The 1920-nt window shown below is 69.7% G+C and carries 1 protein-coding gene and 1 pseudogene; both read right to left on the reverse strand.

What is annotated here, in order from left to right; all coding sequences use genetic code 11:
* A pseudogene (locus V7Q39_RS20570) lies at positions 1 to 565 on the reverse strand (hypothetical protein); the annotation flags it as partial.
* The coding region (locus tag V7Q39_RS20575; RefSeq protein WP_333818476.1) for a DUF4159 domain-containing protein at positions 562 to 1920 on the reverse strand (1359 nt) is incomplete at its 5' end. The pseudogene V7Q39_RS20570 and the gene V7Q39_RS20575, both read right to left, overlap by 4 nt.

Here is a 1920-nt window from a genome sequence, read left to right on the forward strand (position 1 = left end):
TGATGGCGAAGGCCGGGGCGTTCTTCACGACGATGCGACGGTCCCAGTCGGCCTGTTTTCCGGTCAGCAGCACCTGCAACGGCGCGGGCAGATTCGGCACGACGCCAAGGTCATGCACCCGCCCGTCGGTGATCAGGATCGCGCCCGCCACCCGGGCGCGGGGTTCCTCGGCCAGCGCCTCGGACAGGGCGGTCAGGGCAAGCGTGCCCGCATCCTCCTCGCCGTCGCCGACGCGGTGGATGCGCAGCTCGGTGTTCGGCATCTGGGCGATTTCGGCCTGAACCGCCGCGACCGCCGCATCGGTCTGCGCCTTGCGGTCGCCCAGCGACTGGCTGGTGCTTTCGTCGACCACCAGGATCACGATGTCCGACAGGTTCTGCCGCTGTTCCTCCTGCAGGGCCGGGTTCGCCAGCGCCAGCACCAGAGCGGCCAGCGCCAGCGCCCGCAGCCACCAGCCGGACAGCCCCCGCCACAGCGCGACCGCCACCAGCACCAGCGCCACGCCGGCAAGTGCGGCGATCAGCCCCCAGCCGACCAGCGGCGCGAAGACCAGCGCGGCGCTCATTGCCCCAGCCTTTCCAAGAGCGCGGGGACATGGACCTGGTCGGATTTGTAGTTGCCGGTCAGCACATGCATGATCAGGTTGATCCCGAAGCGATAGGCGATCTCGCGCTGCTGCTCGCCGGCATAGCCCCGCCCGATGGGGACAAGCGGAATGCCGTTGTCATCGGTGGCCCAGGCGGAAGCCCAGTCGTTGCCGCCGATCACCACCGGCGTCACCCCGTCGTTCAGGTTGCGGAAGGGCATCCCCTCCGCCGCCTTGGCCTCGGCGTTCGGGGCGGCCTCGACCCAGATCTGTCCGCCCTGGTAGCGGCCCGGGAAATCCTGCAACAGGTAGAAGGTGCGGGTCAGCACATGGTCGGGCGGCATCGGTTCCAGGGGCGGGATGTCCAGACCCGAGGCGATGACCTGCAGGGTCCGGCCCTCGGGTGTCACGCCGCCCCCGAAGCTGGTGATGTCGGCATCGCGGGTGTCGAACAGGATCATCCCCCCCGTGCGCAGATACTGGTTCAGCTTGGCATAGGCCGCATCCGACAGCGCCTTCTGCCCGGCGGGAACCGGCCAGTAGAGGAAGGGGAAGAAGGCCAGCTCGTCCTTCTCGACATCCACCCCCATCGGCATCATCGGCTCGACCGAGGTGCGCTGCCAGAGCTTGTCGGAAAGGCCGAGAAGCCCCGCGCGCGACATCTCGTCGATCTTGGGATCGCCGGTCAGGACATAGCCCAGCACCACGGCGGTCGTCGCCTCAAGCGCGAAGTCGTCGCCGGGTTTCGGCGCGTCGTCCTGCGCCATGGCGCCGCGCGGCGAGGCGGCGACCAGCACAACGGCCAGCACCACGGCCGCGCCCCGCAGCATCCCGCGCAACCGGCCCGCAAGCCACAGGGCAGCCAGCACGTCGAGGAGCAGGAGGATGGTGGCGAAGGTCAGGAAAGGCCCCTTCAACGCCTGGACCGCCCGCGCCTCCAGCCGGTCGACTGGCACACCCGACGGCCAGGCCATCGGCTTCAGCTCCGTCTCGGTTCCCACCGCATTCAGCGCCACGCGGCGATCGGCCCCAGCATAGAGACCCGGCGGATAGGCGGCAGTGGGTCCCGCCGCCACCGCCTTGGCCAGCGCGGCGCCCTCGACCCCCGGCAGGTCGCCCGCATCAGAGGTCTGGCCGAAGGCATCCAGCACCACCTCCGGCACCCAGGTCTGGCCCGCGAGATCCTCGCTCTCCGGCGCCGCGGGCTTGGTCGAGACCGCCAGCCGTTCCAGCATCTGCACGAAAAGCCCGGACAGCGGCAGCGAGGACCATTCGGCATTCGCCGTCACATGCACCAGCACGATCTGCCCCGCGCCCACCACCTTGCGGGTCAT

This window comes from Tabrizicola sp. (assembly GCF_036781545.1).
Classification (GTDB): Bacteria; Pseudomonadota; Alphaproteobacteria; order Rhodobacterales; family Rhodobacteraceae; genus Tabrizicola.